A 21874-nucleotide genomic window follows, 5' to 3' on the forward strand; every position below is an offset into this window, starting at 1 on the left:
CGAGCCTGCCGCTGGTCGCAGCACACCGACCGCTCACCGCAGGGGTCGTGGCCACCCGGCGACCACAGACCCCGTACGGCGCGCCACCGCCCGGCACCCCTGCCGACCTGCTGTTGCCCACGTCACAGTGGCGCCAACCGCACACCGCGGCGCCCTGCGACCGGTTCCCGCCGGCCGCGCCACGCCAGCCACTGGAGGTGTCCCGTGAGCAACGACGCTCGCACGGATCACGACCCCTACGTCGACCTGCAAGGGTCGCCGGAGTTCGACGAGCTGCGGAGCCGGTTCCGCAAGTTCGTCTTCCCCATGACCGCGCTCTTCCTCGCGTGGTACTTCCTGTACGTCCTGCTCTCGACCTACGCCCCGGCGTTCATGAGCACCAAGGTGTTCGGCAACGTCAACATCGGCCTGATCCTCGGGCTCGGGCAGTTCGTGTCCACCTTCGTCATCACGATCATCTACGTGCGCTGGGCCGACCGGGAGTTCGACCCGCGCGCCGCCGCCCTCGCCAAGACCATCGGGGAGGACCACCGATGAGCGCCACCGTCGTGCACGCCGCCCCCGGCCTGGTCCCCATGGCCACCAACGTCGGCAGCCCCACCCTGAACATCACGATCTTCGGGATCTTCGTCCTCATCACCCTGGGCATCGTCATCCGGGCGTCGAAGAACAACCGCAGCGCGGCCGACTTCTACGCCGGTGGCCGCGCCTTCACCGGCCGCCAGAACGGCATCGCCATCGCGGGCGACTACCTCTCGGCCGCATCGTTCCTCGGCATCGCCGGGGCCATCGCCCTCAACGGGTACGACGGCTTCCTCTACTCCATCGGCTTCCTCGTCGCCTGGCTCGTCGCCCTGCTCCTGGTCGCCGAGCTGTTGCGCAACGCCGGCAAGTACACGATGGCCGACGTCCTGTCGTTCCGGCTCAAGCAGCGCCCGGTGCGCATGGCCGCGGCGATCTCCACGCTCGCGGTCTGCTTCTTCTACCTGCTCGCCCAGATGGCCGGTGCCGGCGGACTCGTCGCGCTCCTGCTCGGCATCGACGACAAGGCGGGCCAGTCGCTGGTGATCGCCGTCGTCGGCGTGCTGATGATCTCCTACGTCCTCATCGGCGGCATGAAGGGCACGACGTGGGTGCAGATCATCAAGGCCGTGCTGCTCATCATCGGCGCCGGTGTGATGTTCCTGTGGGTGCTCGGCAAGTTCGGGCTCAACCTCAGCAGCCTGCTCGGCGACGCCGTCCAGGCGTCCGGCGGCAAGAAGGTCCTCGACCCGGGCCTGCAGTACGGCAAGAGCGGCCTGACCAAGATCGACTTCATCTCGCTGTCGCTGGCCCTGGTGCTCGGCACGGCCGGCCTGCCGCACGTGCTGATGCGCTTCTACACGGTGCCCTCGTCCAAGGAGGCCCGGAAGTCGGTCGAGTGGGCCATCTGGCTCATCGGCATCTTCTACCTGTTCACCCTCGTGCTCGGGTACGGCGCCGCCGCCCTCGTCGGCCCGAAGGTCATCGCCGCCGCACCGGGCAAGGCCAACTCGGCTGCGCCGCTGCTCGCCTACGAGCTGGGCGGGGAGCTGCTGCTCGGCATCATCTCGGCGGTGGCGTTCGCCACGATCCTCGCGGTCGTCGCGGGACTGACCATCACCGCCAGCGCCAGCCTGTCGCACGACATCTACAACTCCGTCATCAAGGAGGGCACCGCCTCGGCGGAGGAGGAGGTCAGGGTCGCCCGCATCACCGCGGTCGTCATTGGCATCTTCGCCATCCTCGGCGGGATCCTGGCCAACGGCCAGAACATCGCGTTCCTCGTGGCCCTCGCGTTCGCCATCGCGGCGTCCGCGAACCTGCCCACGATCCTCTACTCGCTGTTCTGGAAGCGGTTCAACACCCGTGGCGCCCTGTGGTCGATCTACGGCGGCCTCATCACCGCGCTGACGCTGATCATCTTCAGCCCCGTGGTCTCTGGCAAGCCGGTCGACCAGGCGACGGGCAAGTCGCTGTCGATGTTGCAGGACACCGACTTCCACTGGTTCCCGCTCGACAACCCGGGCATCGTCTCGATCCCGCTGGCCTTCGTCCTGGGCTGGCTCGGCACCGTGACGAGCAAGGAGTTCAACGCCGCCAAGTACGCCGAGATGGAGGTCCGGTCCCTGACCGGCCACGGTGCCGAGAAGGCGACCACCCACTAGGGCGGCCCGACGACCGCGCGGAGCCACGCGCCATACCCGGTCTGCGCGAACCACGGTGCCGCGTCCCCGAGCAGGGGGCGCGGCACCGTGCTGCCGGGACCGACCGGACTTATGTGGACGACACGGTCAGTGGCCCGCGAGCGGTCAACCTGCACGCCGTGGCCCGCGTCGTTGGGGTGTCCGAAAGGGGGACACCATGAAGACCACCCGCACGAACCGCACGACCCGCCTGGCCATCCGGTCACTCGTCGTCGCCGCCGCCCTCGGGGCCATCCCCGTCACTGCCGCGCTCGCCTCGCCGACGAGCGCGACCACCGCCACCACCGCCGCGCCGTACTGCGGCATCACGTGGGGCTCGCTCGCGAAGACCAACAGCACCATGGCCATCGGCCCGGTCACCGGGGTCCGGTCGGGCCGACACTCGTGCTACGACCGGCTCGTCGTCGACCTCAAGGGGAGGCCGTCGGGCTACACGGTGAAGTACGTCAGCAACGTGTTCACCGAGGGCCAGGGGAAGCTCGTGCCGCTGCGCGGCGGGGCCAAGCTGGTCGTCGTCGTCAACGCCCCGGCGTACAACCCGAACGGCACGACGTCCTACGCGCCGAAGAACCCCAAGGAGGTCGTCGACGTCACCGGGTACACGACGTTCCGACAGGTCGCCTGGGCCGGCACCTTCGAGGGGTACACCTCGATGGGCCTCGGTGTGCGGGCACGGCTGCCGTTCCGCGCCTTCACCGTCAACGACGGCACCACCAGCCGCCTCGTCATCGACGTCGCCCACCGCTGGTAGGCGACTGCGCGGCACACCTCCCGTGCGACCGGTCAGGTCGGCGGGAGTGTGCCGCCCGCGGGAGGTATGGCGCCCGCGCGCCGGTCGGTCAGGCCCTGGCCTTGTCGGGCGCCGTGGCCGACCGGCGCGCCAGGGCCGCGCGACCGGCGCGCACCAGCACGACCAGGACGGCCAGGACCGCCGCGAGGACGTACCACTTGGTCGACGAGGTGAGGAGGGCCTGCGAGTGGTGCCACCACTGGGTCCGCACGAAGAGCCACGCGGTGTCGGCGACGGTGCGCGCCTCCTCCTTGACGGGGACGCCCCCGGTGCCGGGACGCACCGTCTCCCAGCCGTACGACAGCGCCTTGGCGAGCAGGGCGAACACCAGCCAGGTCACCACCAGCCGCAGCAGGCTGAGCACCGTCGGCGCGACCCGCTGCCAGGTCGCCACCGCGAACGGAAGCGCGAGCGCCAGGGCCAGCGCCAGGCCGCGGGGCCAGGTCGTCGGCGACAGGCCGGCAACCACCGCCAGCACCGTCGCGGCGGCGAGCGCTCCCTTCGCCCCGCGCGCACCGAGCAGGATGCCGAGCAGCGCACCGCCGCCCAGCAGCGCGACGAGGACGAGGCGTTCGTGGGGATAGGTGTCCGTGTGCGGTCCGTCCAGGGCCCAGCCGAGGGCGCTGAACACCAGCACGATGGCGAACCGCGGCCAGGGCGAACGCACCACGAGCGACACCGACGCCGCGGCGGCCGTTGCGCCGAGGAAGAGCACGTCGCCCTTGAACACGTCGAGTGGCAGGTGCAGCCACGTCTCGAGTCCGAGGAAGCCGACCGGCCACCAGAGCAGCGCGCCGAGGACGAACGACAGGGGCGCCCAGAGGTGGCGGAGCCGTGCTGCGCCACGACGGGATCCGCGGCCGGGCTCGTCGGGGAAGGACGGCGCCGACGCCTGGGTCGTGGTGGTCACGGCGACGAGGCTAGCCGCTCGGCTGGCCCAGTGGGCCGCCGGACGACCACGCCGACCGTTCCCCTTGCAGTGGCAGGGGTCGGGCGGGTTGGCTGGGGGTAGCAAGCCAACGCCGTCTTCAGCCCTTCCAGGAGGAACCCGTGTCCGAGACCGGCACCACGAGCACCACCACGAGCCAGTCGCCGGAGCGGGACCTGTCCCCCTCCCCCGAGTTCGCGGCCCAGGCCAACGGCACCAAGGAGCTCTTCGACCAGGCCGAGTCCGACCACGAGGGCTTCTGGGCCGCCCAGGCCCGCCAGCGCATCAGCTGGGCCAAGGACTTCGACCAGACCCTGGACTGGAGCGGTGCACCCTTCGCCCAGTGGTTCGTCGGCGGTGAGCTCAACGTCGCCCACAACTGCGTCGACCGCCACGTGGAGGCGGGCAACGGTGACCGCGTCGCCATCCACTTCGAGGGCGAGGGTGGCGACACCCGCACCATCACGTACGCCGACCTGCAGAAGGACGTCGCGAAGGCCGCGAACGCACTCGAGTCCCTCGGGGTGGCCAAGGGCGACCGCGTCGCGATCTACCTGCCGATGATCCCCGAGGCCGTCGTCGCGATGCTGGCCTGCGCCCGCATCGGCGCGCCGCACTCGGTGGTGTTCGGCGGGTTCTCGGCCGACGCCCTGCGCACCCGCATCGCTGACGCCGAGGCCAAGGTCGTCATCACCGCCGACGGCCAGTTCCGCCGGGGGAAGCCGGCAGCGCTGAAGCCTGCCGTCGACGCCGCCGTCACGGGTGACAGCACCGTGGAGAAGGTCCTCGTCGTCAAGCGCACCGAGGGCGAGGTCGAGTGGGACGACCAGCGCGACGTCTGGTGGCACGACGTCGTCGACAGTGCGAGCGACGAGCACGAGGCCGTCGCCCACGACAGCGAGCACCCGCTCTTCATCCTCTACACGTCCGGCACCACCGGGAAGCCCAAGGGCATCTTCCACACCACGGGCGGCTACCTCACGCAGGCGGCCTACACGAACTCCGTCGTCCACGACGTGCACCCCGAGACCGACGTCTACTGGTGCACCGCCGACATCGGCTGGGTCACCGGCCACAGCTACATCGTCTACGGCCCGCTCGCGAACGGCGCGACGCAGGTCATCTACGAGGGCACCCCGGACACGCCGCACCAGGGCCGGTGGTGGGAGATCGTCGAGAAGTACAAGGTCTCGATCCTCTACACCGCGCCGACGGCGATCCGGACGTTCATGAAGTGGGGCGACGACATCCCGGCGAAGTTCGACCTGTCGTCGCTGCGCGTGCTCGGGTCGGTCGGCGAGCCGATCAACCCCGAGGCGTGGCTCTGGTACCGCAAGCACATCGGCAGCGACAAGGCCCCGATCGTCGACACGTGGTGGCAGACCGAGACCGGCGGCATCATGATCAGCCCGCTGCCGGGCGTCACCACGCTCGAGCCCGGCTCGGCGCAGCGCCCGATCCCCGGCATCAGCGCCGAGATCCTCGACGACGAGGGCCAGCCGCTGCACGACCCCGAGGCCGTCGGCTACCTCGTGCTCACCAAGCCGTGGCCCGGCATGCTCCGCGGCATCTGGGGCGACCCCGAGCGCTACAAGGAGACGTACTGGTCGCGGTTCGGCGAGAAGTACTACTTCGCCGGCGACGGGGCCAAGTACGACGAGAAGGGGAACATCTGGCTCCTGGGCCGCGTCGACGACGTCATGAACGTGTCCGGCCACCGCCTCTCCACCGCCGAGATCGAGTCGGCCCTCGTGTCGCACCCGTCGGTCGCCGAGGCCGCGGTCGTCGGTGCGACGGACGAGACCACGGGCCAGGCGGTGTGCGCGTTCGTCATATTGCGCGGTGGGTTCGTCGACAACGGTGACGAGACCGTCCAGGAGCTGCGCAACCACGTGGCCAAGGAGATCGGTCCGATCGCCAAACCCCGCCAGATCATGGTGGTCGCCGAGCTCCCCAAGACCCGCTCGGGCAAGATCATGCGCCGCCTGCTGCGCGACGTCGCCGAGAACCGCGAGGTCGGCGATGTCACGACCCTGGCCGACTCGTCGGTCATGAACCTCATCAAGCAGGGCATGTCGGGTTCGTCGGAGGACTGACCTCCACCACACCACCCCGCGCAGGTATGCCACGGACGCACCTCGCGTCCGCGGCACGCCTGTGTCCGTGGCGGGGTTTGGACGCTGCGGAAGCGGGTAGGTGACCGGAGAACGCCATCACCGACAGAAGGAGCACAGCCATGTCAGCTGACGAGAAGGTCGCCAAGGACCTCGTGGAGACCCTCAAGGACGGCCGCAACGGCTTCACGTCCGCCGCCGAGAAGCTGCGTGACAGCGACAGCCCGGAGGCCGCGTCGACGCTCGAGCGCCTGGCCGAGCAGCGCGCCGCCTTCGCGCGCGACATCGTGTCCATGGGCCACGACTACGGTGACGACGTCGACGAGAGCGGCTCGGTGGCCGCCACGCTGCACCGCGGCTGGCTGTCCCTCAAGGACGCCCTGACCGGCGACGACGCCTCAGGTGTCCTCGGCGCGGCCGTCACCGGTGAGGACCACGCGGTGTCGGAGTACGAGAAGGCGCTGGCGGAGGACGACCTCAGCGACGGGTTCCGCACCGTCGTCCAGCAGCAGCACGCCGCGATCGTGGCGGCGCGCGACGAGGTCAAGGCGCTCCAGCGGACCGCCTGACCCTGTCCGACGAGTCCTGAGCGCCTGACCCCGCCCCGGCGTGGTCAGGCGCTCAGGGCCTCCGGGAACGTGGGCGCGCCCGGCATGGGAGTCCACTGGCCGCGGGAGACCAGGACCTCGCGCAGCAGGTCGGGCCGGTCGCTGATGATGCCGTCCACCCCGGCGTCGAGGACCCGGCGCATCGCGACCGGGTCGTCGATGGTCCAGACGACCACCCGCACACCGATGCGGTGCGCACCCTCGACCAGTCGCTCGACGAACACCGGCACGCGGCCCAGGCGCAGGGGCACGTGGGCGAACTCCGCGGTCGCCAGGCGCCGCGATGGCCGCACCCCCGTCCGCGACGACGTGACCAGGGCGGCGAGCGAACGCCAGCCGAGGGCGCTGCGCACCCCGGGTGCCTCGGCCCGCACGGTCGCTAGCCAGCTGTCCCACGCGCCCGCCACACAGACGCGCTCCCGGAAGTCCTTGTGCTGCAAGACCTTCACGAGGGGACCAATGGCCCCGCGGTCCTTGAGGTCGACGGTGAACCGGGCGTCGGGGAACGCCTCCAAGGCCTCGGTCAGGGTCGGGATCGGCTCAGTGCCCTCCACCCGTATGCCGCGCAACCGCGCGAGGGTGTGCCGGGCGACAGGGCCGCGGCCGTCCGTGACGCGGTCGAGGGTGTTGTCGTGGAAGCAGACGAGGTGGCCGTCGGACGTGAGCTTGACGTCGGTCTCGAGGTAGCGGAAGCCGAGGGCGGCAGCCCGACCGAACGCGGCCAGGGTGTTCTCGGGCGCGAGGCCGGCGCCTCCGCGGTGGGCGAGGGCGATGGGTCCGAACTCGGAGCCGTAGGCCATGGCACCAGCGTGCCGAAGGAAACGGCCACCACGGACCGGAAACGGCCGTTGGGACCACTGTTCACCCCATCAGGGACAACCGTTCGCCCGATGCTGCCGTGCGGACACCCGGTGACCCCTACCGGGCGCCGCGCATCTCCCGCGAGATGGCCTCGGCGGCACGGTGCAGCGGACCCGTCGCCCGCGCGACGAACTCGTCGGTCACCCGCGTCACGGGTCCGGAGACCGACAGGGCCAGGAGCTGCGGCGCGTCGGGGACGGCCACCGCGACGCAGCGGACGCCGACCTCCTGCTCCCCCTCGTCGAGGGCGTGACCTCGACGGCGGGTGCGTTCGAGCTCGGCGAGGAACTCCTCCGGGGTGGTGATCGTGTGCTCGGTCCGGGCCGGCATCCCGGTGCGCTCCAAGAGGGCGCGGACGTCGGCCGGGTCGAGGTCGGCCATGATCGCCTTGCCGACCCCGGTGGAGTGCGGCAGGACCCGACGGCCCACCTCGGTGAACATGCGCATCGAGTTGCGGGAGGCCATCACCTGGCCGACGTAGACCACCTGGTCGCCGTCGAGCATCGCGAGGTTGACCGACTCCCCGAGCTCGTGGGCGAGCCGCTCCATGTGGGGGCGGGCCCAGCGGCCGAGCATGCGCGAGGTGGTCTCGCCGAGGCGGATCAGGCGCGGTCCGAGCGAGTACTGGCGGGAGGCCTCCTGGCGCACGTAGCCGAGGTCGACCAGCGTGCGCACGAGGCGGTGGATCGTCGGCAGCGGCAGGTCGGCGTCGTTCGCGAGCTGGGAGAGGCTGATCACCCCACCGGCGTCGGCCATCGTCTCGAGGATGGCGAAGGCCCGCTCGAGGGACTGCACCCCACCGGTCTTGGGCGCCGCCGTGACCGGCTCGATCGCGGTCTCGTCGGTGCTCATATATCTCTCCCCACGAGGCGAATGAGAAGAAGATTTCGTATCATGGAAGTATCGTAGTGCACCGACCCCGACAGTGAGGATGAGCCACCGATGTCCGCCATCACCGTGACCGGAGGCCCGGTCGAGCGCAGCGACGAGGTCCTGACCCCCGAGGCCCTCGACTTTCTCGCCGAGCTGCAGACCCGCTTCGGCGGCACCCGCGACGAGCTCCTCGCCGCCCGCAGGGCTCGCCGCGAGGAGGTCTCGAAGACCGGCCGGCTCGACTTCCTCGACGAGACCCGGGAGGTGCGCGAGGGCGACTGGACCGTGGCGCAAGCGCCGGCCGACTTCCGCGACCGCCGTGTCGAGATCACTGGTCCGACCGAGCGCAAGATGGCGATCAACGCCCTCAACTCCGGCGCCAAGGTGTGGCTGGCCGACCTCGAGGACGCGAACACCCCGCACTGGGCCAACGTCATCGGCGGCCAGGTCAACCTGCGAGACGCCGTCCGCGGCACGATCGCGTTCACCTCGCCGCAGGGCAAGGACTACTCGCTCGAGGACCCGAGCTCCACGCCGGTGATCGTGCCGCGTCCCCGCGGCTGGCACCTCGACGAGGAGCACCTGCAGCTGGACGGCAGGCCGCTGGTCGGAGCGCTCGTCGACTTCGGCCTGTACTTCTTCCACAACGCCAAGGAGCTCCTCGAGCGTGGCAGCGGCCCGTACTTCTACCTGCCGAAGATGGAGTCGCACCGCGAGGCCCGCCTCTGGAACGACGTCTTCACCTTCGCCCAGGAGCACGTCGGCGTCCCCCACGGCTCGATCCGGGCAACCGTCCTCATCGAGACCATCCCGGCCGCGTTCGAGATGGACGAGATCCTCTACGAGCTGCGCGACCACGCCGCCGGCCTCAACGCGGGGCGCTGGGACTACCTGTTCTCCATCATCAAGTACTTCCGCGACTCCGGTCCCGAGTTCACGCTCCCCGACCGCAACGCCGTGACGATGACCGCGCCGATGATGAAGGCCTACAGCGAGCTGCTCGTGAAGACCTGCCACCGGCGCGGAGCATTCGCGATCGGCGGCATGGCTGCGTTCATCCCGAGCAAGGACCCCGAGGTCAACGACCAGGCGTTCGCCAAGGTCCGCGCCGACAAGGAGCGCGAGGCCGGCGCGGGGTTCGACGGCTCGTGGGTCGCGCACCCGGGCATGGTCGACCTCTGCAAGGAGGTCTTCACCGAGGTCCTCGGCGACCGGCCCAACCAGCTCGGCAAGCAGCGCGACGACGTCTCGGTCTCCGCCGACGACCTGCTCGCAGCGGGCAAGACGCCCGGTGACCGCACCGAGGAGGGCCTGCGCGGCAACATCACCGTGGGCATCGCCTACCTCCAGTCGTGGCTGCGGGGCAACGGCGCGGTCGGCATCCACAACCTCATGGAGGACGCCGCCACCGCCGAGATCTCGCGTTCGCAGATCTGGCAGTGGATCCACAACGAGGTCACCCTCACCTCCGGGGAGAAGGTCACCCGCGAGCTCGTCGACCGCCTGGTCGAGGAGGAGTATGCAGCGTTGGAGGAGTCCGTCGGCACGGACGCCTTCGCCGACGGCGAGTGGGAGGCCGCTCGCCGGCTGTTCGTCGAGTGCGCGCTCGACCCCGACTTCCCCGACTTCCTCACCCTCCCCGCCTACACCGAGGTGCTCCGGCTCGAGAAGGCCTGACCTCCACCGCTTCGCCCACGACGCCCGCCCCGGTCGGACCCGGGGCGGGCGTCGTCGTCAGCGGGTCGCGGGACGGCGGAACCGCCCGGCGGCGATCTGGTCGCCACCGACCCAGACGCCCTCGATGTCGCTCGTCGTGCCCAGCGCGAACACCTTGGCCAGGGCGTCCACGGTCGAGTTCGCGTTGCCGAGCCCGACGTCGAGCGGGTTGCCCGCCTGCGGCAGCACCCACACCGCGTCGAACTGCTTGCCCACCGACAGGTCACCGACCTCGTCGGCCAGGCCGAGCGCGTCGGCACCGGCCGACGTCGCCAGCCACAGCAGGTGGGCCGACGTGAGCGCCACGCCGTCGGCGCCGAGCAGCTGCTGCATGAAGTAGGCCTGCAGCCCCTCCTTCAGCAGCGAGAAGCCTGTTCCTGCACCGACGTCCGACCCCAACGCCACCCGGACCCCGTGGTCGAGGTGCCGCTGCAGCGGGAACAACCCGCTTCCCAGCGCGGAGTTGCTCGTCGGGCAGTGCGACACGGAGGCGTCCTGGCTGGCGAGCAGGGCCAGCTCCTCGTCGACCGGGTGCACGTTGTGGGCCAGCACCGAGTTGCGGTCGACCAGGCCGTGGTTGGCGTAGGTGTGGACGTAGTTCGTCCCACCGAAGAGCCGCCTCACCTCGGCGACCTCGAAGAGGTTCTCGTTGACGTGGGAGGTGAACCACGAGCCCTGCACCTCCTTGAACGTCGCCGCGCACGACTCGAGCATCGCGTCGCTGGCGGAGAACGAGAAGCGGGGCGTCACGGCATACCGGAGGCGACCGTGGCCGTGCCAGCGCTCGGCGAGCCCGCGCGCCTCGTCGTAGGCCCGGTCGGGGGTGGACAGCAGCTCGGGCCGCAGGCTGCGGTCCGAGACGACGAGCCCGGTGGTGACCCGCAACCCGGCCACGTCGGCGGCGGCGAACATCGAGTCGACGGCGGTGGCGAAGTGGGAGCCGAACACGAGCGCCGTCGTGGTGCCGGCATCGACCAGACCGGTGACGAAGTCGCGCGCGACACCCTTGGCGTAGGCGACGTCGGCGAGGCGTGCCTCCTCGGGGAGGGCGCACTGGTCGAGCCAGTCGAGCAGCGGCATGCCCAGACCGCCGATGACCCGCACCTGCGGGTAGTGCACGTGGGTGTCGACCAGGCCCGGCAGGAGCATGCCCCCGGGCAGCTCGATGACCACCTCGTCCGGGTGCTCGGCGCGCACCTCGGCGAAGGAACCGCGCGCGACGATGAGCCCCGACTCGTCGACGACGAGGCCGCCGTCCTCCTCTGCACGCAGGGCGCCACCGGCGAAGGGGTCGGACGGGGTGTCGACGATGCGGGCGCGGTAGAGGGTCACGTCGTGACCTGCTGGCGGTCGTCGACACGGGCCGAGGACCGTTCGGCCTCGAACACCCGCACGAGGTCGGCAGCGACGCTCACGGCGATGGTCGCGGGATCCTTGCCGGTGAGCTCGGGCAGGCCGATCGGCGTGGTGATACGACTGAGGGTTTCGGCCGAATGTCCCTCCGCCGCAAGGCGCTTGCGGAAGCGGGACCACTTCGCCGACGAGCCGATGAGCCCGATCGACGCGAGGTGGCTGCAGCGCAGCGCGGAGTCGCACAGGGCCGCGTCCTCGGCGTGGTCATGCGTCATGACGAGGACGTGCGTGCCGTGCGGCACCTGGCCTAGCACCAGCTCGGGCACCGGTGCGTGGTGGGCGTGCACCCGCGCGACGGCGTCGTCGAGCGGCGCCAGCCTCCGTGGTGAGACGTGGTCGGCGCGCGAGTCGACGAGGTGCAGCTCGAGGTCGTGCCGCGCGAGGATGCGGGCCAGCTCGAGGCCGACGTGGCCCATCCCGAAGATCGCCACCGAGGGGGCCACGGCCAGCGGCTCGAGCAGGATGACGACCTCCCCGCCGCAGCACTGCTGACCGTGCTCGGCACGCGCCTTGTCGTTGAGCGACAACGACAGCTGCTCGGGGACGAGCACGCCCTCGGCGACCATGGTCCGTGCCCGGGCCACGGCAGTGGCCTCGAGGTTGCCCCCGCCGATGCTGTCCCAGGCGTCGTCGACGGAGACGACCATCTTGGCTCCCGCCTCCCGCGGCGAGTGGCCGCGGACGGAGACGAGGGTGACCAGGACGCCGGCGCGACGCTCGCGCCGGAGCCGTTCGACCGCTGCCAGCCAGTGCATCTCAGGCTCCACCGGAGGCGGACTGCGCCGCGAGCTCGGAGTGCGGGCGCAGCGGCTTGGTCGCCGGCTGGTCGGGGACCACGCCGGGAGCGCCTTCCTCGACGTGGCCGTGCTCGTCGCGTCCACCACCGCTGCGACGGGCCTGCTCCAGCGCCCACCACACGGCCTCGGGGGTCGCCGGCGAGGCAAGGTCGACGCTGGTGCCCGCCGGCCCGAACGCCGCGGCAGCCTGGCGCAACGCCTCCCGGACGGAGAACGCGAGCATGAGCGGCGGCTCGCCGACCGCCTTGGAACCGTAGACGGCGCCGTCCTCGTGGGCCCGCTGGAGCAGCGCCACGTTGAAGACCTCGGGCATCTCGGAGAAGCTCGGCAGCTTGTAGGTGCTGGCCGCCTGGGTCGCCAGCCGACCGCGGGACGGCCGGTCGCTCTCGTCCCAGCGCAGGTCCTCCAGGGTCAGCCAGCCGGCGCCCTGGACGAACGCGCCCTCGACCTGACCGATGTCGACCAGCGGCGAGAGGCTGTCGCCGACGTCGTGGACGATGTCCACCCGGCGCGTGCGGTAGGCGCCGGTGAACCCGTCGACCTCGACCTCGGTGGCCGCGACGCCGTACGAGAAGTACTTGAACGGTGACCCGTGCATGATCGAGGAGTCCCAGTGCAGTCCCTCGGTGCGGTAGAAGCCCGCCGCCCACAGCTGGACCCGCTGGAAGTACGCCTGGTTGACCAGGTCGGCCCACGGCACCGACTCGCTGCCACCGACCGTGGTCACCTGCCCGTCGACGAACCTGACGTCGGCCGGGTGCACCCCGAGCCTGCGACCCGCGACCTCACGCAGCCGTTCGAGCACCTGCTCGCAGGCGTTCTTCACCGCCCCACCGTTGAGGTCGGCACCGGAGCTGGCCGCGGTGGCCGAGGTGTTGGGCACCTTGTCGGTGCGGGTCGGTGCGAGGCGCACGGTCGACAGGGGCACCCCGAGGGTCGTGGCCGCGACCTGGAGCATCTTGGTGTGCAGACCCTGCCCCATCTCGGTGCCGCCGTGCGTGATGAGCACCGAGCCGTCCTTGTAGACGTGGACGAGGGCGCCCGCCTGGTTGAAGGCGGTGAAGTTGAAGGAGATCCCGAACTTCACCGGCGTCATGGCCAGCCCACGCTTGGTGTGCTCGTGGGTCGCGTTGAACTCCTCGATCTTCGCCTGGCGGGCCCGGATGTCACCGGTCGTGAGGACCTGGTCCCAGCAGGTGCCGGTCCGCTCGGGGTGCCGGACCGGCTGCCCGTACGGCGTGCTCTGGCCGTCTGCGTAGAAGTTGCGGCTCCGCAGGTCGATGGGGTCTATGCCCAGCAACGGAGCACACCGGCCGAGGATGTCCTCGATGACGAGCATCCCCTGCGGTCCACCAAATCCTCGGAACGCGGTCTGGGAGGTCTTGTGGGACTTGGCGATCCGGCCGTTCACGCGGATGTTGGGGATCCAGTAGGCGTTGTCGATGTGGCACAGCGCGCGCGCCAGGACGGGCTCGGACAGGTCGAGGCTCCACCCGCCGTCGGACGTGAGGGTCGCGTCGAGCGCCCGGATCAGCCCGGACTCGTCGAACGCCACCCGCCACTGCGCGTGGAACCCGTGCCGCTTGCCGGACATCGTCATGTCCTGGGTGCGCGTGAGGCGCAGCCGCACCGGGCGACCGGTGAGCCGCGCCCCCAGGGCGGCGATGGCGGCATACCCGTGGGGTTGCATCTCCTTGCCCCCGAAGCCGCCCCCCATGCGCAGGCACTGCACCGTGACCTCGTTGCTCGGCACGCCGAGGACGTGGGCCACGATGTCCTGCGTCTCGGTCGGGTGCTGGGTGCTGCTCTGGATGAAGACCTGGCCGTTCTCGTCCACCAGGGCGAGCGAGGCGTGCGTCTCGAGGTAGAAGTGCTCCTGGCCGGCGAACTCGAACTCCCCGCTGAACACGTGGGCCGCGCCGTCGAACCCGGCGTCGATGTCACCGCGCTCCACCTTGGGCCGCGCCCCCTGGAAGCTGTCGGCCTCGATGGCCTCACGGACGCTGACGATCGAGGGCAGCGGCTCGTAGTCGACCTCGACGGCCAGGGACCCGAGGCGCGCGGCCTCGAGCGTCTCGCCGAGGACCCAGCACACCGCGTGGCCGTGGAACATCACCTCGGACGGGAACAGCGGCTCGTCGTGCTTCACGCCGGCGTCGTTGACCCCGGGGACGTCGTCCGCGGTGAGGACCCGGACCACTCCGGGCACGTCGAGGGCCGGGGCCGTGCGCAAGCCGGTCACCCGGGCGTGGGCGTGCGGAGCCTGCACCGGGTGGGCGTGCAGGACAGCGTGCGTGCGCTGGACGAGGTCGTCGGTGTAGAGGGCCAGACCGGTCACGTGCAGAGCGGCCGCCTCGTGCGGGATCTCTTGTCCGACAACGGGGTTCGCCGGGCGCTCGGAGAGTGCGCTCATGCTCCCACCTCCTGCGGGGTCGCGGTCTGGGCATGCAGCTTGAGGAGGGCGGTGCCGAGCATCGCGGAGCGGTATGGAGCGCTGGCCCGGTGGTCGTCCATCGGCGTGCCCTCGCGGGCCATCACGTCCGCCGCCTCGCGGACGACGTCGATGGTCCAGGCGCGCCCCTCGAGCGCGGCCTCGGTGGCGAGCGCCCGCACAGGGGTCGCCGCCACACCGCCGAGGCCGATGCGCGCCTTGGCGACGACACCCTCCTGCACGTCGATGGCGAAGCCGACAGCGACGCTGGAGATGTCGTCGAACCGGCGCTTGGCGATCTTGTGGAACGCGGCGATCCCGCTGACGGGCAGGGGGATCCGCACTGCGCGGATGAGCTCGTCGTCGCGCTTGACGGTCTGGCGGTACCCGGTGAAGTAGTCCGACAGGGGCACCTCGCGGTCCCCGTCGACGGACGCCAGCACCACGGTGGCCTCGAGGGCGAGCAGCGCCGGTGGGCTGTCGCCGATCGGCGAGCCGGTGCCGAGGTTGCCGCCGATGGTGGCGCCGTTGCGGATCAGGCGTGAGGCGAACTGGGGGAACAGCTGGTCCAGCAACGGGATCCGGCCCTCCAGCCCACGCTCGACCTCGCTCAGCGTCAGGGCTGCGCCGATCTCGACCGAGTGGTCCCCCACGTGGAAGCTGCGCAGCTCGGGGAGTCGGTCGATGCCGATGGCGTACGGCGCGCGGACACCTCGGATGTTGACCTCGACGCCCCAGTCGGTCGAACCGGCGACGAGGACGGCGCCCGGGTGGTCGGCGAGCAGGGCGAGCGCCTGCGGCAGGTCGGCGGGTCGCTCGAAGACGCCGCTCGAGCCCTCGAGGCGGGTGTGGGCGGCGACGGGAGCCGGACGGCTCGAGCGCTCGGCGAGCGGGTCCCCGTCGGCGGGCTGCTCGAGCGCGTAGGCGGCGTCACGGATGGGCCGGTAGCCGGTGCAACGACACAGGTTGCCGGACAGGGCATGCAGGTCGAACCCGTTCTCGCCGTGCTCGGGGTCGGTGCCGTGCGCGGCGTGGGCCGACCCGTTGGACGACACCGCGTCGTCGGAGGGTCCACCGGGCGCCGGGCAGCGGTCTCCGCGGTAGAACTCGGCTGCCATGCTGCAGATGAACCCGGGCGTGCAGTAGCCGCACTGCGACCCACCCCGGACGGCCATCTCGCGCTGCACCGGGTGGAGGTCGTCGGGGGTGCCGAGGCCCTCGGCGGTGACGACCTCCTGGCCGTCGAGTGCCGCCGCAGGGATGAGACAGGCGTTGACGGCGGTCCACCGGGAGGCGTCGTCCCCGTCGGGTCGGGCAATCATCACCGAGCAGGCGCCGCACTCCCCCTCGGCGCACCCTTCCTTGGCCCCCGTCAGGCCCTGGGCCCGCAGGAAGTCCAACGCGTTCGTCGCCGGGTCGACCCCGGTGAGGGGGCGCGCCGCCCCGTTGACCGTGACCTCGTGCCGTGACGCCATACCCGCAGCTCCCGTCCCCCGCCGTTGGGGTCCATCATCCACCCGGGCGAGATCGACCGGGTGCATGGTTGCGTGACGAGCGGGTCCGCCGGTTATCCATGCAGAACAACGGCCGCGTTGTGCTGCGACGACGGTAATCCTCTACAAACTGTTGAATCAAGGGTTTGCGGCCTGCTGTTTCAAGGACTGGACCGATGCCGCGGCCTCAGCCCTGGCGGCCGAAGGCGGACAGGGCGCCGGTGAAGGCCTTGGGCGGCGGCGGGGCGAGCTCACCGTGGGTCGCGGGCCGAAGTCCCTGTCGCACCAGCGACTCCGCGAGCAACGTCCCGGCGGCGACGCCGTCGACGACCGGCACCCCGAGCTGTTGCGTGAGCAGCTCGGGGAGGCCGGCCATCCCCGCGCACCCGAGCACGATGGCGTCGCTGCCGTCCTGGGCCAGGGCGGTCTTCGCGAAGGCCAGGATCACGGCATACGTGTGGTCCTGGTCCTCCTCCAGCTCGAGGACGGGGATGTCGCAGGCGTGCACCCCGGCGCACTGCCGCTCGAGACCATAGGTTCGGGTGAGGTCCCACGCGCGGCCGACCGTCCGGTTCATCGTCGTGACGACGCTGAACGACCGGCCGAGCAGCGACGCGGTCTTCATCGCCGCCTCGGCGATGCCGATCACCGGCCTGGACGCGGCCTCCCGCGCAGCGTCCAGGCCGGGGTCCCCGAAGCAGGCGAGCACGAACGCGTCCGCCTGCGTGTCCTCGCGGATGATCTCGAGCACTCCCGGGACGCTGAGCGCCTCGTCGTAGTGGCTCTCGATCGACGCCGGCCCCATCGCCGGGGTCCGTCCCGTCACGACGGTCCCGGGTCCCGCCACGCGCCTGGCCTCCGACTCGATGAGCGAGGTCATCGCGACCGTCGTGTTGGGGTTGATAACGGTGAGTCGGACGGTGTCGTTGGCACCCACGGCGGTCACTCCGAGACGGTCTTGCCGACGCACTTGGCCGCCAGCTGCTCGGCGCCGATCCCCATGCGGGGGGCGATGAGGGCGTAGGCGGCGAAGCCGATTCCGCAGCCGATGAACCAGCTGTAGTCGTCGAACCGGTTGATGCCGGGCACGAACACCGCGAGCATCGCGCACACCGCGGCGATGGCGGTGGCCCAGATCGCCGACGGGTTGTAGCCCTTCGTGTAGTGGTAGGCCCCGGACTCGTCGAGGGTGAACAGGTCGTCGATGCAGACCTGCTGCTTGTGCACGACGTAGTAGTGGGCGATGAGGACCCCGAAGAGCGGACCGATGAAGGCACCCAGGGTGTCCAGCGTGTAGTGGATCGTCTCGGGGCTGTTGTAGAGGTTCCACGGGGTGAGGAGGACCGAGCCGACGGCGGCGATCATGCCGCCCATGCGCCAGCTGATCTTCTGAGGGCTGACGTTGGAGAAGTCGAACGCGGGGGAGACGAAGTTGGCGACGATGTTGATGCCGATCGTGGCCGTGGTGAAGGTCAGCGCCGCCAGGACGAGGGCGAAGGTGTTGTCGATGTGTCCCACCGTCTCCACGGGGTCGGTGATGAGCTTGCCGTAGACCGGCAGGGTCGCCGCGGCGGTGAGGACGGTCAGCAGCGAGAAGAAGACGAAGTTGACCGGCAGGCCCCAGAAGTTGCCCTTCTTCACGGCTTCGAACGACCGGCCGTACCGCGAGAAGTCACCGAAGTTGAGCATCGGCCCGGAGAAGTACGAGACCACCAGCGCGGTCGCGGCGAGCATGGTCGTGAAGACCTTGCCTCCGGAGAGCTCGTGGTCCGAGAGGTTGAGGTTGACGTTCCAGCCGGCCTTGGACAGCAGGTAGACGCAGAGCGCGATCATGACGACGTAGACGGCCGGGCCGGCGAAGTCGATGAACTTGCGGATGGTGTTCATGCCGGTCCAGAAGACCGCCGCCTGGGCCACCCAGAGGAGGGCGAACGTCGCGTAGCCGAGGGTGGAGAGCCCGAGGAACCCGTGCTGGTCCACCTCGGCGTACGGCGCGAGCCCGGGCCACATGCGGACCAGCAGGATGTCCAACGAGGCCGACGCGAGGTAGGTCTGGATGCCGTACCAGGCCACCGCGATCAGGCCGCGGATGATGGCCGGGATGTTGGCGCCCAGGACCCCGAAGACCGAGCGGCAGATCACGGGGTACGGGACGCCCGTGCGCTGGCTCGGCTTGGCCACGAGGTTGCAGAAGAACAGGACGATGGTGATGCCGACGATGAGGCACACGAACACCTGCCAGCTGGTCAGGCCGAGGGCGAAGAGGCTGCCGGCGGTGATGTACCCGCCGACGCTGTGCACGTCGGACATCCAGAACGCGAAGATGTTGTACCAGGACCACGTCTGCTCCTTGAGCGGCGCGAGGTCCTCGTTGGTCAGGCGCTCGTCGTACGACGGCTTGATCAGGCCGGCGCCGGCGCCGTGGTCGTGCTCGCCGTGGTGGGTCGCGAAACCGGCTGCAGCGGCTGCCGCCTCGGTCTCGAAGGGCTTCTCAGTGGTGCTCATCCGGACTCCTTTGTCCACCGCGTCGGCCGCGGATCCTGCGGAGAACGCTAGGGACGGAACCGGGGTGGAAGAAGGCCTTGAACCGTATATCTGCGTATATCCACACGGGCCTTGCGCCGGTCGGCGCGGGTCGGCGCGCCGGTGAGCGCGCCGCTCAGCCCTGGTCGCCGAGGCGGGAGATGCAGGCGGTCAGCCGGTCGTGGTGCTCGTGGCTCGCCTCGCGCAGGCCGGCCGCGTCGCGGGCCACGAACGCATCGAGCATCGCCTGGTGGTCGACGCGCATCTCCTCGCGCTCGTCCTCGGTGACGCGCATCATCGTCTGGACCGGCTCGGTGAGGTTCCAGGCGATGTCGAGCATGTGCAGCAGCCGCGGCATGCGGCAGGGCGCGAGCAGCGCCTCGTGGAACTCACGGCTCGCCCGCTGGAAGCCGGCGGCGTCACCGTCCGCCACCGCCTGCACGAGCTGCCCGTGGATCGCGGCGGCGCGGGTGTGGTCGGCCGGGGTCGACTGCAGCGCAGCAGCGTCCAGAGCAGCTGCCTCGAGCGCGCCCCGCACGACGTAGAGCTCGTCGAGCTCGGCCGCGGAGAGGGCGGTGACGGTGTAGCCGAGGCGGGGTTGGTGCTCGAGCAGGCCCTCACCGAGGAGGGTCTTGAGAGCCTCCCGGACCGGGATGAGTGACACCCCGAAGAACGCTGCTACGTCGTCGAGCGGGATGGGGCTGCCGGGTGGGACCGCGCCGGACGCGATGACCCGGCGCAGCTCCGAGAGCACCTGCGGACCGGTGGCATAGCTGCCCTCGCGGACGAGCAGGCTGACGATGCCCGACTGCCGTCGTGGCTGGTTCACGCTGCCCCTCCTCGCCCGGTCACCCGACCATCATGCCCACCCGAGTCCGTCCACCTACACGAACTGGCGGCTGAGCTTCGCGTGCCGGTTGACGTCCTTGTAGAGCAGGTAGCGGAACCGACCGGGGCCACCGGCGTAGCAGGCCTGGGGGCAGAAGGCGCGCAGCCACATGAAGTCGCCCTCCTGCACCTCGACCCAGTCGTTGTTGAGCAGGTAGACGGCCTTGCCCTCGAGGACGTAGAGGCCGTGCTCCATGACGTGGGTCTCGGGGAACGGGATCGCCCCGCCGGGCTCGAAGTTGACGATGTTGACGTGCATGTCGTGGCGCACGTCCTGGGGGTCGACGAACCGCTGGGTCGTCCACACGCCGTCGGTGCCGGGCATCTCGCCGCCCTCGACATCGGTCTCGTTGGTGACGAACGGCTCCGGCACGTCGATGCCATCCACCCGCTCGTACGCCTTGCGGATCCAGTGGAACTTCGCCGTCTCCTTCGAGTCGGCGCGCAGCGTCCACTCGCAGCCGGCGGGGAGGTACGCGTACCCACCGGGACCGAGGTCGTGCGAGACCCCTTCGATGGTGATCCGCACGCCACCCGCGACGACGAAGACCACGCCCTCGGCGCCGGGGTCGAGCTCGGGCCGGTCGGAGCCGCCTCCCGGCGAGACCTCGACGATGTACTGCGAGAACGTCTCGGCGAACCCCGACAGGGGCCGAGCGATCACCCACAGCCGCGTGTCGTCCCAGAAGGGCAGGTTGCTGGTGACGATGTCGGTCATCGTCCCGCGCGGCAGCACGGCATACGCCTCGGTGAAGGTGGCCCGGTCGGTGGTGAGCTGCGTCTGCGGCGGCAGCCCACCGGCGGGGGCGTAGTACTTCGGTGTCGTGGTACGGGGGGTGGTCATGACTGTCCTCTCGTCAGGAGCCGCCCGCGCGGGTCGGCTCCGAGGTCGACCGGTGTGCCGTGCAGCCAGGTCTGGCGGACGACTCCGGTGAGCGTGCGGCCGGCGTACGCCGACACGGGGTTCTTGTGGTGCAGGTGGCCGATCTCGACGGTGAAGGCCTCGTCGGGCGCGAAGACGGCGAAGTTCGCCATCGCGCCGGGCTCGATGCGTCCGCGGTCGGTGAGCCCGGTCTGGTCGGCGGGACCGGTCGCCATCCACTGGACGACGTCGGCGAGCGACAGGCCACGCTCGCGTGCCCCGGTCCACGTGGCCGACAGCCCGACCTGGAGGCCCGCGATGCCGCCCCAGGCCTGGCCGAAGTCACCCGTGTCGAACCGCTTGAGGTCCTCGGTGCACGGTGAGTGGTCGGTGACGACGAGGTCGATGGCACCTTCGACCAGCCCGTCCCAGAGGAGCTCGCGGTTGGCCGCCTCACGGATCGGCGGGCAGCACTTGAACTCCGTCGCCCCGTCCGGGATCTCCTCCGCCGTGAAGGACAGGTAGTGCGGGCAGGTCTCGACGGTCAGCCGGACCCCGTCGGCGCGGGCTGACCGGATCATGGGCAGCGCGTCGGAGCTCGACAGGTGCAGGATGTGCGCCCGGGCACCGGTCCAGCGGGCCAGCTCGATGACCTGGGCGATGGCGAGGTTCTCGGCGCCCCGCGGGCGCGAGTGCAGGAACCGGTCGTACTCCTCGCCGTCCGGGGCCGCTGCGTGGTCGATCGCGTGGGAGTCCTCGGCGTGCACGATCATCAGCGCGTCGAACGACCCAGTCTCGCGCATCGCCGCCTCGAGCTCGTCCGGCTCGAGGTGGGGGAACTCGTCGACACCCGAGTGCAGCAGGAAGCACTTGAAACCGAAGACCCCGGCGTAGTGCAGGGGCCGCAGGTCCGCCACGTTCCCGGGGATCGCGCCACCCCAGAAGCCGACGTCGACGTACGCCTGGTCCCGGGCGACGGCCTGCTTCTCCTCCAGCGCAGCGACATTCACCGTCGGCGGGATGCTGTTGAGCGGCATGTCGATGATGGTCGTCACCCCGCCGGCGGCTGCCGCCCGGGTGGCGCTGGCGAAACCCTCCCACTCGGTGCGACCCGGCTCGTTCACGTGGACGTGCGAGTCCACGAGGCCCGGCAGCAGCACCTCGTCGTCGGCGAGGTCGACGACCCGGGCGCCCTCGGGGACGGGCGCGTCGTACGCCTCCACGGCGACGACCCTGTCGCCGGCCACGTGCACGCTGACCGGGGTCTCGCGACCACCCACCACTGCCCGCCTGGCCCGCAGGACCACGTCTGCACCCACTGCCGCACCTCGCCTCTCGTCCGCGCCGTTGCT

General features: G+C 70.7%; 18 protein-coding genes. 6 read left to right on the plus strand and 12 right to left on the minus strand.

Annotated elements, in window-relative coordinates; genetic code table 11:
* Positions 1–204: 204 nt before the first annotated feature.
* The 3 genes from ASD62_RS09400 to ASD62_RS09410 all read left to right on the plus strand — a co-directional run bounded on the left by ASD62_RS09400 (position 205) and on the right by ASD62_RS09410 (position 2976).
* Positions 205–537: a DUF485 domain-containing protein gene (locus tag ASD62_RS09400; RefSeq protein WP_056915734.1), complete on the plus strand. Its 333-nt coding sequence runs from the start codon at positions 205–207 to the stop codon at positions 535–537.
* Positions 534–2186 (plus strand): cation acetate symporter, encoded by a 1653-nt coding sequence (locus ASD62_RS09405; protein WP_056915735.1) that lies wholly within the window; start codon positions 534–536, stop codon positions 2184–2186. The genes ASD62_RS09400 and ASD62_RS09405 overlap by 4 nt, the downstream gene beginning before the upstream one ends.
* Positions 2187–2382: 196 nt before the next feature.
* Positions 2383–2976, plus strand: a complete 594-nt coding sequence (locus ASD62_RS09410; protein WP_235529313.1) for a hypothetical protein — start codon at positions 2383–2385, stop codon at positions 2974–2976.
* An 88-nt stretch (positions 2977–3064) separates the two neighbouring features.
* Here the strand turns inward: ASD62_RS09410 and ASD62_RS09415 are convergent, their stop codons facing one another.
* Positions 3065–3925 carry a hypothetical protein gene (locus tag ASD62_RS09415; RefSeq protein ID WP_056915736.1) on the minus strand — a complete coding sequence of 287 codons (861 nt, stop codon included), beginning with the start codon at positions 3923–3925 and terminating at the stop codon, positions 3065–3067.
* 140 nt (positions 3926–4065) lie between these two features.
* On the opposite strand from ASD62_RS09415, the gene acs reads away from it, so the two are divergent.
* Both acs and ASD62_RS09425 read left to right on the plus strand, forming a co-directional pair.
* The gene (acs, locus tag ASD62_RS09420; RefSeq protein ID WP_056915737.1) at positions 4066–6039 is read left to right on the plus strand and encodes an acetate--CoA ligase; all 1974 of its coding nucleotides are present in this window, start codon (positions 4066–4068) and stop codon (positions 6037–6039) included.
* A gap of 140 nt (positions 6040–6179) precedes the next feature.
* On the plus strand, positions 6180–6626 hold the full coding sequence (locus ASD62_RS09425) for a PA2169 family four-helix-bundle protein (protein WP_056915738.1): 447 nt from the start codon (positions 6180–6182) through the stop codon (positions 6624–6626).
* A 44-nt stretch (positions 6627–6670) separates the two neighbouring features.
* Here the strand turns inward: ASD62_RS09425 and ASD62_RS09430 are convergent, their stop codons facing one another.
* Entirely contained in the window at positions 6671–7465 is a 795-nt protein-coding gene (locus ASD62_RS09430) for a glycerophosphodiester phosphodiesterase (RefSeq protein WP_056915739.1), read from the minus strand.
* Positions 7466–7583: 118 nt separating this feature from the next.
* Positions 7584–8378 (minus strand): IclR family transcriptional regulator, encoded by a 795-nt coding sequence (locus tag ASD62_RS09435; protein ID WP_056915740.1) that lies wholly within the window; start codon positions 8376–8378, stop codon positions 7584–7586.
* Between the two features lie 90 nt (positions 8379–8468).
* Here ASD62_RS09435 and aceB point away from each other — a divergent pair, with 90 nt between their 5' ends.
* The gene (aceB, locus tag ASD62_RS09440) at positions 8469–10076 is read left to right on the plus strand and encodes a malate synthase A (protein WP_056915741.1); all 1608 of its coding nucleotides are present in this window, start codon (positions 8469–8471) and stop codon (positions 10074–10076) included.
* A 57-nt stretch (positions 10077–10133) separates the two neighbouring features.
* On the opposite strand, the gene ASD62_RS09445 is transcribed toward aceB, so the two are convergent.
* The 9 genes from ASD62_RS09445 to allB all read right to left on the minus strand — a co-directional run bounded on the left by ASD62_RS09445 (position 10134) and on the right by allB (position 21841).
* Positions 10134–11447, minus strand: a complete 1314-nt coding sequence (locus ASD62_RS09445; RefSeq protein ID WP_056915742.1) for a guanine deaminase — start codon at positions 11445–11447, stop codon at positions 10134–10136.
* Entirely contained in the window at positions 11444–12283 is an 840-nt protein-coding gene (xdhC, locus tag ASD62_RS09450) for a xanthine dehydrogenase accessory protein XdhC (RefSeq protein ID WP_056915743.1), read from the minus strand. The genes ASD62_RS09445 and xdhC overlap by 4 nt, the downstream gene beginning before the upstream one ends.
* A gap of 1 nt (position 12284) precedes the next feature.
* A complete protein-coding gene (gene xdhB / locus ASD62_RS09455) occupies positions 12285–14738 on the minus strand; it encodes a xanthine dehydrogenase molybdopterin binding subunit (RefSeq protein ID WP_056915744.1) in 2454 nt (817 codons plus the stop codon).
* Positions 14735–16231, minus strand: coding sequence for a xanthine dehydrogenase small subunit (locus tag ASD62_RS09460; protein WP_056915745.1), 1497 nt, complete (start codon positions 16229–16231; stop codon positions 14735–14737). Before ASD62_RS09460 ends, xdhB begins: the two co-directional genes overlap by 4 nt.
* Before the next feature lie 205 nt (positions 16232–16436).
* Positions 16437–17195 (minus strand): aspartate/glutamate racemase family protein, encoded by a 759-nt coding sequence (locus ASD62_RS09465; RefSeq protein ID WP_235530672.1) that lies wholly within the window; start codon positions 17193–17195, stop codon positions 16437–16439.
* Entirely contained in the window at positions 17192–18754 is a 1563-nt protein-coding gene (locus ASD62_RS09470; protein ID WP_082553448.1) for an NCS1 family nucleobase:cation symporter-1, read from the minus strand. Before ASD62_RS09470 ends, ASD62_RS09465 begins: the two co-directional genes overlap by 4 nt.
* Positions 18755–18908: 154 nt before the next feature.
* The gene (locus ASD62_RS09475) at positions 18909–19601 is read right to left on the minus strand and encodes a GntR family transcriptional regulator (protein ID WP_056915746.1); all 693 of its coding nucleotides are present in this window, start codon (positions 19599–19601) and stop codon (positions 18909–18911) included.
* A gap of 54 nt (positions 19602–19655) precedes the next feature.
* A complete protein-coding gene (locus ASD62_RS09480; RefSeq protein ID WP_056915747.1) occupies positions 19656–20504 on the minus strand; it encodes a bifunctional allantoicase/(S)-ureidoglycine aminohydrolase in 849 nt (282 codons plus the stop codon).
* A complete protein-coding gene (gene allB / locus ASD62_RS09485) occupies positions 20501–21841 on the minus strand; it encodes an allantoinase AllB (protein ID WP_056917290.1) in 1341 nt (446 codons plus the stop codon). Before allB ends, ASD62_RS09480 begins: the two co-directional genes overlap by 4 nt.
* Between the last annotated feature and the right edge of the window lie 33 nt (positions 21842–21874).

It is taken from the genome of Phycicoccus sp. Root563 (genome assembly GCF_001427915.1).
Taxonomy (GTDB): Bacteria; Actinomycetota; Actinomycetes; order Actinomycetales; family Dermatophilaceae; genus Pedococcus.

Excerpts from the sequence above, each read along its gene's own strand:
- aceB (WP_056915741.1), top strand. The coding sequence starts at position 8,469 with ATGTCCGCCATCACCGTGACCGGAGGCCCGGTCGAGCGCAGCGACGAG.
- ASD62_RS09435 (WP_056915740.1), bottom strand. The coding sequence starts at position 8,378 with ATGAGCACCGACGAGACCGCGATCGAGCCGGTCACGGCGGCGCCCAAG.
- ASD62_RS09405 (WP_056915735.1), top strand. The coding sequence starts at position 534 with ATGAGCGCCACCGTCGTGCACGCCGCCCCCGGCCTGGTCCCCATGGCC.
- ASD62_RS09430 (WP_056915739.1), bottom strand. The coding sequence starts at position 7,465 with ATGGCCTACGGCTCCGAGTTCGGACCCATCGCCCTCGCCCACCGCGGA.
- xdhB (WP_056915744.1), bottom strand. The coding sequence starts at position 14,738 with ATGAGCGCACTCTCCGAGCGCCCGGCGAACCCCGTTGTCGGACAAGAG.
- ASD62_RS09425 (WP_056915738.1), top strand. The coding sequence starts at position 6,180 with ATGTCAGCTGACGAGAAGGTCGCCAAGGACCTCGTGGAGACCCTCAAG.
- ASD62_RS09460 (WP_056915745.1), bottom strand. The coding sequence starts at position 16,231 with ATGGCGTCACGGCACGAGGTCACGGTCAACGGGGCGGCGCGCCCCCTC.
- ASD62_RS09410 (WP_235529313.1), top strand. The coding sequence starts at position 2,383 with ATGAAGACCACCCGCACGAACCGCACGACCCGCCTGGCCATCCGGTCA.
- ASD62_RS09470 (WP_082553448.1), bottom strand. The coding sequence starts at position 18,754 with ATGAGCACCACTGAGAAGCCCTTCGAGACCGAGGCGGCAGCCGCTGCA.
- ASD62_RS09480 (WP_056915747.1), bottom strand. The coding sequence starts at position 20,504 with ATGACCACCCCCCGTACCACGACACCGAAGTACTACGCCCCCGCCGGT.
- xdhC (WP_056915743.1), bottom strand. The coding sequence starts at position 12,283 with ATGCACTGGCTGGCAGCGGTCGAACGGCTCCGGCGCGAGCGTCGCGCC.